The 7,029-nt window shown below is 76.6% G+C and carries 4 protein-coding genes; 2 read left to right on the top strand and 2 right to left on the bottom strand.

All coding sequences use genetic code 11. The features are described 5' to 3' along the window. Positions 1-104: 104 nt before the first annotated feature. Positions 105-2,429 carry a DUF5682 family protein gene (locus tag ACWCP2_RS14790; RefSeq protein WP_450908951.1) on the bottom strand — a complete coding sequence of 775 codons (2,325 nt, stop codon included), beginning with the start codon at positions 2,427-2,429 and terminating at the stop codon, positions 105-107. Beyond that, positions 2,426-3,532 (bottom strand): ATP-binding protein, encoded by a 1,107-nt coding sequence (locus tag ACWCP2_RS14795; protein ID WP_450908952.1) that lies wholly within the window; start codon positions 3,530-3,532, stop codon positions 2,426-2,428. Before ACWCP2_RS14795 ends, ACWCP2_RS14790 begins: the two co-directional genes overlap by 4 nt. 135 nt (positions 3,533-3,667) lie before the next feature. Here ACWCP2_RS14795 and ACWCP2_RS14800 point away from each other — a divergent pair, with 135 nt between their 5' ends. After that, positions 3,668-5,080, top strand: a complete 1,413-nt coding sequence (locus tag ACWCP2_RS14800) for an SWIM zinc finger family protein (RefSeq protein WP_450908953.1) — start codon at positions 3,668-3,670, stop codon at positions 5,078-5,080. Positions 5,081-5,260: 180 nt separating this feature from the next. Beyond that, the gene (locus tag ACWCP2_RS14805; protein WP_450908954.1) at positions 5,261-6,835 is read left to right on the top strand and encodes a DUF5691 domain-containing protein; all 1,575 of its coding nucleotides are present in this window, start codon (positions 5,261-5,263) and stop codon (positions 6,833-6,835) included. The last annotated feature ends 194 nt before the right edge of the window (positions 6,836-7,029 follow it).

Consider the following 7,029-nt stretch of genomic DNA (forward strand, 5'->3'; position numbering starts at 1 on the left):
AAGGGCGGGGAGGGGAACTCCGCCCCGCGCAGCGGCACCGTCGCAGCCCCCGCCCGGGCGCAGCCGGGCACAGCCGGACCGCCCGGCGCCGGGCCCCGGCCCGGTCAGCCCCGTGCCCCCGCCAGCAGCAGGTGGACCAGGTCCACCACCGCGTCCGCCCGGACGGGGTCCAGCTCCGGCCCGAAGCCGGCCGGCGCCGTCCCGGACCCCGGGACGGAGGCCCCCGCCCCGCCTGGCCCGCGGCGGACCAGCTCCCCCAGCGTCCGCCGCACCCCCGCCTCGTACCCGCCGAAGGTCCTCCGCAGGAGCGGCAGCACATCGACGAACGCCCGCTCCGGCACGGACACCAGCCAGCCGTCGATCAGCGCCAGCAGCCGCTCGTCGTGCACGAGCAGCGTGCCGCCGCCCGAGCCCCCGCCCGCGAACCCCTCGATCCAGCCGGCCGCGTCGGCCGGCGCGCAGGCCGGGGACAGCGAGAGCCCCATCAGCCGGGCGGTCTCCTCGGGCGCGAGCCTCCCGTCGTCGAGCAGCAGCCGCGCCGCCCGCCCGCGTATCAGCCCGGGGACGGTGTCCCGCCCGGCCAGGGTCCGCAGCACCGCCGACCACCGCTCGCGCAGCCCCTCCGCGTCCAGCAGTCCTATCGCTCCGTGCACGGCGTCCACGTGCCCCCGCAGCTCCTCCGCCGCGTCGGCGTCCAGGCCCGCCGCGCAGGCGGGTGGCAGCGCCACGCAGATCCGCTCCGCGAGCCCGGCCGCCACCGTGCCCAGCGCCGCCGCGTCGGTGCCGCGTACGTCCCCGTACCGCAGCGAACGGGCCAGCGCGGGCAGGGCCTTGGCCAGGCCCGCCACATCGGTGTCCAGGGCGGCCCGGTCGGCCAGGGCCCGCAGGACGGCGGGCAGCGCCCCGGAGAGCCCGGCCAGCAGGCACCGCTCCGCCAGGGCGGTGACCTCGCCCAGCTCCGCGGCGCCCGCGGCGTCGGCCTCGGCCCGGGCGGTGGCCGCCCCGAGCACGGTGGTTCCCCAGATGCCGGCTTCGGCCACCCTCACCGCGAGCTCCGGCTCCCAGCGCAGGCGCCAGGTCTCGCGGAAGGTGCCCGTGCTCCCCCGGGAGGCCGTCGGGACGCCCCAGTCGACGCCGAGCAGCCGCAGCCGGTGCAGCAGCAGGGACTTGGCCGTGTCGGTGTCCTTGCGCAGGTCGAGCTCCACGTCCCGGTCCTGCGCCTCGGGCTTGATCCGCAGCGAGCGCTGCTGCCGGTTCAGGTCGCGCTGGAGGGGTACGACGGGCGCCGCGTCGGGGACTTCGCCGAGCACGTCCCCGACGACGAGCCGGTCCTCGATCAGCGCGAGCGGTATGTCGGAGCCGTCGCACATCACGGCCCGGACCGCTTCGAGGGTCTCCGTGAGCCCCGGCACCGGCCGGCCCCGCATCGCGGCCAGGGTGTCGGCGAGCCGGACCGCTTCGATGACGTGGGCCGGGGACACGTGCCGGTCCTCCTCGCGGAGCAGGCCCGCGACCTTGGTCAGCCAGCGCTCGACGGGCCGGTCCCGGGCCGCGAAGAGGTGCGCGTACCAGCCGGGCGAGGTGATGCCCGCGCCGTACCCCCCGGCCCGGGCGAGGCGCCGGTGGGTCCAGGGCACCCAGGTGGTCTCCACCTTGACCTTGGGCAGTCCGGTGAGGAGCGCCTTGTCCGCGGCCGCGGTGGTCTTCGCCCGCAGGGCCGGGACGTGCCAGGCCCCGCAGACCACGGCGTAGTCGTCGCCGAACTCCCGTCGCGCGGCCCGCATCCGCTGCCGCATGTACGCCTCGCGGACCAGGTCCCGGTGGTGGCCGCCCGCCCCGTACTCCTCGCGCAGGGCGCCCATGGCCTCCCCGACCGCCTCGAACACGCCCAGCGGGTCGGCCGCCGCTCCGGTCCCGCCGCGGTGCTCGACGACGTCCTCCCACCACCGCTCGGGGTCCTCGTACCCGGCGGTCCGGGCCAGCACGGCCAGCGGATCGAGCCGTACGGACCCGGGCGCCGCGCCGCTCCCTCCCTCGGGCCCCTCCCCCTCCCCGTCTCTCTCCCCCTCGGCGCTCTCCCCCTCGGCGTTCTCCGCCGCGGCCAGGGAGTGCGCGGCCGGCAGGTCGATGAACCGGACCGGGACCTCGCGCTCCTGCGCCCACCGGATGGCCGTCCATTCCGGGCAGAACCCGGCCAGCGGCCAGAAGGCGGCCCGGCCGGGGTCGTCGGCCGCGTGGGCGAGGAGCGCGACGGGCGGCCGCATCCCCGGGTCCGCGGCCAGCGGGAGCAGGGCGTCCCCCTCCGGCGGGCCCTCGATCAGCACCGCCGCGGGGCCGGCCGCGTCCAGGGCGGCCCGCACCGCGCGGGCCGAGCCGGGCCCGTGGTGCCGTACGCCCAGCAGCAGCGGTCCCGCCGTCCCTCCGCTCATGCCGTCACCTCCCGGCAGGCCCGGTAGAAATCCTTCCAGCCGTCGCGCTCGCGGACCACGGCCTCCAGGTACTCCTGCCAGACGACCTGGTCCGCCGCCGGGTCCCGGACGACGGCCCCGAGGATTCCCGCCGCCACGTCGGAGGGGCGCAGGACACCGTCCCCGAAGTGCGCCGCCAGGGCGAGGCCGCCCGTGACCACGGAGATGGCCTCGGCGGTGGACAGGGTGCCGCTGGGCGACTTGACCTTCGTGCGCCCGTCGACGGTGACTCCGCCGCGCAGCTCGCGGAAGACGGTGACCACGCGGCGGATCTCCTCCAGGCCCTCCGGGGCGGCCGGCAGGTCCAGGGCGCGGCCCATCTGGTCGACGCGGCGGGCGACGATGTCGACCTCGGCGTCGGCGGTGGCGGGCAGCGGCAGGACGACGGTGTTGAAGCGCCGGCGCAGCGCGCTGGAGAGCTCGTTGACCCCGCGGTCGCGGTCGTTGGCGGTGGCGATGAGGTTGAAGCCGCGCACCGCCTGCACCTCCTGGCCGAGCTCCGGTATCGGGAGGGTCTTCTCGGACAGGACGGTGATGAGGGTGTCCTGGACGTCGGCGGGGATCCGGGTGAGCTCCTCGACGCGGGCGGTCATGCCCTCGGCCATGGCGCGCATGACCGGGCTCGGTACGAGTGCTTCGCGGCTCGGGCCGTGGGCGAGGAGGCGGGCGTAGTTCCAGCCGTAGCGGATGGCCTCCTCCGGGGTGCCGGCGGTGCCCTGGACGAGGAGGGTGGAGTCCCCGCTGACGGCGGCGGCCAGATGCTCGGACACCCAGGTCTTGGCGGTGCCGGGCACGCCGAGGAGCAGCAGTGCGCGGTCGGTGGCGAGGGTGGTGACGGCGACTTCGACGATCCGGCGCGGGCCGACGTACTTGGGTGTGATGACGGTGCCGTCTTCGAGCGTGCCGCCCTGCAGGTACGTCGCCACGGCCCACGGGGAGAGTTTCCAGCGGGCCGGGCGGGGCCGGTCGTCGGCGGCCGCCAGGGCTTTCAGTTCGTGTGCGAAGGCGTCTTCGGCGTGCGGTCGCAGCGCCTCTGCGGTGGTCTCGTTCCCGGTCGTGGCCATGGTCCCCCTCCAATGCTCCGCAGCCGCTCGACGACTGCTGTGACCACGATGCACCCGACCACTGACAACGGCCCCCGGGAGAAGCGTCGTTGCAGGTCAGAGCGATTGTCAGTGGGGGTCTCTACGGTGGAACACATGACTGAGCAGGGGGTCCGCTGGACGGCGGAACAGGTACTGGCTCTGGCTCCTGACGAGGCCTCACGCAAGGCGGGGGCCAGACTCGGCGGTGCGGGGCCGTGGTCACAGACCGGAGGTTCCGCTTCCGGTGCGGTGTGGGGGTTGTGCAAGGGCAGCGGCAGCAAGCCGTACCGGACGGTCGTCGACCTGTCCGGGCCGGCGTACAAGTGCTCCTGCCCGAGCCGGAAGTTCCCGTGCAAGCACGCGCTGGGCCTGCTGCTGCTCTGGTCCGCAGAGGGACTCGACAGCCCGGCCGGCGATCCGGCCGGGGCCCCGGACTGGGCGGGCGAGTGGCTCGCGGAGCGGGCGGCGAAGGCGGCGCGCCCGGCCGCCGACCGGGCCGGCCGGGCAGCGCCGGCGGACGCCGAGGGCGCCCGCAAGCGGGCCGAGCGGCGGGCGGCCCGGATCGGCGCGGGCGTCACCGAGCTGGAACAGCGGCTCGCCGACCTGGTGCGCGGCGGCCTCGCCGGTCAGGAGCGGGCGGGATACGCGGCCTGGGAGGAGACCGCCGCCCGGATGGTCGACGCCCAGGCACCCGGACTGGCCGCGCGGGTCCGGGAGTTGGGGACGATACCCAGTTGCGGCAGCGGCTGGCCCGCCCGGATGCTGGAGGAGGCCGCGCTGCTGCACCTGCTGGACCGGGCCTGGCTGGGGGTTTCCGGGTTGCCGGAGCCGCTGGCCGCGACGGTCCGCAGCCGTCTGGGACTGCAGCCCCGGACGGAGGGCGAGGCCGTACGGGACCACTGGCTCGTGCTGGCCCAGTACGACACGGCGTCACCGGACGGCCGTCTCACCACCCGCCGGATATGGCTGCGCGGGCTGGCGAGCGGGCGGCCGGCCCTGGTCCTGGACTTCGGCCCGCCCGGGAGGCCGCCGGGTCTGGCTCTGCCCGTCGGCCTGGTGCTGGAGGCGGAAGCCCGCTTCCGTCCCGGCTCGGCGGGGCTGCGCGCGGACCTCGGGGAGAGGTTCGGGCCGGCCGGGCCGTGCCGGAGCGCGCCGGCCGGCGTGAGCACGGCCGCGGCACTGGAGGCGTACGGCGCGGCACTGCGCGAGGACCCCTGGCTGGAGTCCTGGCCGGTGGTGCTCGGCCCGGTGGTGCCGATACCGGGGGGACGACAGGAAGGAGCACGGACAGAACGGGGCGGCGACCAACAGACGCCACCCGCTTGGCAATTGGCAGACGCGGAGGGGACGTCCGCCCTGCCCGTGCCCCTGACCGGGGCCGGGAGCCGGCCCGGGACCGGGCTGTGGCAACTGGCCGCGCTTTCGGGGGGCGGCCCGGTGACGGTGTTCGGCGAATGCGGACACCGCGGATTCACCCCGCTGACGGCCTGGCAGCCGGGCTCCTCGGAGCCGGTGGTGCTGGGCTGAGCGGGCGGCAGGGGGAAGGCGGCGGCGCGGGGGCGCCGACGTATTCGAAACGAGTGAGCCGGGGGGCTTTCGTGAACGACAACCACGCCAGTTGAGGCCGTAAGGACATCGAGATGGCTCCGGTCCCGCGGAGGGGGCGGGACCGGAGCAGGGCACACGAGGCGAAAGGGAGGGGATCCGGTGAACACGACGACGCACACGACGCCGGACACGGCCTGCACGGACGGGAGCTGGGACGACCTGGTGGGCGCCGCACTGCTGGGTACCGAGCGGCGCCGGGGCAGTCCGGAGGCCCTGCTCGCGGCCGCGGCCCTGCAGACGGTACGGCGCCGGGCCGGGCTCAGACCCGCCGAGGCGGGGCCCCGGCCCGAACCCGCGCCGCACGACCCGCGCCCGGAGCCGCCGGAACCGGCCCGGCGGCGGCTCGCGCAACTGCTGGCGGGCCGGGCCGGCGCGGCCGGCGGCGGCGGGCGCCGGGGCGCCGCCCCCGACCTGACGGAGCTGCTGCCCCAGTGGCTGGCCGCCGCCGGACAGCACGGATACCGGGCTCCGGCCTCGCTGGTGCCCGCACTGCTGGACGTCGCCCGGGCCCGCAGCGACCTCCGCCCGCAGGCACTGGCCCTGGCCGGGACCCGCGGGCTGTGGCTGGCCCGGCTGAATCCGGACTGGCGGTTCGCCCTGCGCGGAGGATCCGGGGGCGCCGGCGAACTGCCCGATCCGCGGGACGCGGTGGCGGTGGAACGGCTGTGGCAGGAGGGGCTGTTCGCGGAGCGGGTCGCGCTGCTCGGTCTCGTACGGGCCCACGAGGCGGCCGCCGGACCACGGCTGCTGGAGACCACGTGGAGCACCGAACGGGCCGAGGACCGGCTGATGTTCCTCGACTCCCTGCGGATGGGGCTGTCGCCGGACGACGAGCCGTTCCTGGAGACGGCCCTGGGCGACCGCAGCCGCAATGTCCGGGCGACCGCCGCCGAGCTGCTGTCCGCGCTGCCGACCTCGGCGCTGGCCGGGCGGATGGCGGAGCGGGCACTGGCCTGCGTCGGCCCGGAGGGGGTCACGCCGCCGGCCGAGTGCGATGCGGGGATGCTGCGCGACGGCGTGGTCAAGCGGCCGCCGGCCGGGCGCGGGGAGCGGGCCTGGTGGCTGGGGCAGCTGGTGGAGGCCGCCCCGCTGTCCTGCTGGCGCGAGCGGTTCGGGGGGCTCGGCCCGGCCGAGATCGTGGCGCTGCCGGTGGCCGAGGGCTGGGCGGAGGAACTCCACGCGGCCTGGTGCCGGGCCGCGGTCCGCCAGGGCGACCCCGCCTGGTCGCAGGCCCTGCTCGGCTCGGCCTCCGCCCCACCCGCGGCGGGCCCGGCGACGGCGTCGCTGGCGGAGCGGGCGAAACTCCTGTCGACCCTGGGAGACGAGGAACGGGCAGCCTGGGTAGCGGAGTTCATACGCACACACGGGCTGTCGGAGGCGTTCCAGTTGCTCGGGGTGTGCGTGGTGCCGTGGGCGGGGGCGCTGGGGAGAGCGGTGATCGAAGCCCTGGACTCCGCGCGGGAGGCGGGCGGCTACCCGTGGAGCTTCAGCGGGGTGATGGGGCTGGCGGAGCGGTGCCTTGATCCTGCGGAGGCGGGGCGGCTCGATGCGCTGGCGGCGGAGCCGGTGGAGGAGGGCGGTGCGGCGGCCTACTGGTCGGAAGCCTTCCAACGCCTGGTGGCCACCCTCCACCTACGAGCCGCCCTCCACGCGGAGCTGGCCCCGCCCCACTGACCCCTGCGCGGCCCGCACCACCCCACAGCCCAGGCTGCGAGTCACCGCTGCGCGGGCGGAGTTCCCCTACCCACCCTTCCACCGTTCCCCGGGCCGGCCTTCGGCGTGACCGCGCCCCGCTGCAATGTGTTCGAAGGCGATGGTCTCGCCGCCGGCCACCCGGACTCCGTGGTCCGCGATCCAGGCTCCGGCCG

Source organism: Streptomyces sp. NPDC002104, assembly GCF_053593795.1.

Bases quoted from the DNA above. Each gene is read 5' to 3' on its own strand.
- ACWCP2_RS14800 (WP_450908953.1), top strand. From the start codon at position 3,668: ATGACTGAGCAGGGGGTCCGCTGGACGGCGGAACAGGTACTGGCTCTG.
- ACWCP2_RS14795 (WP_450908952.1), bottom strand. From the start codon at position 3,532: ATGGCCACGACCGGGAACGAGACCACCGCAGAGGCGCTGCGACCGCAC.
- ACWCP2_RS14790 (WP_450908951.1), bottom strand. From the start codon at position 2,429: ATGAGCGGAGGGACGGCGGGACCGCTGCTGCTGGGCGTACGGCACCAC.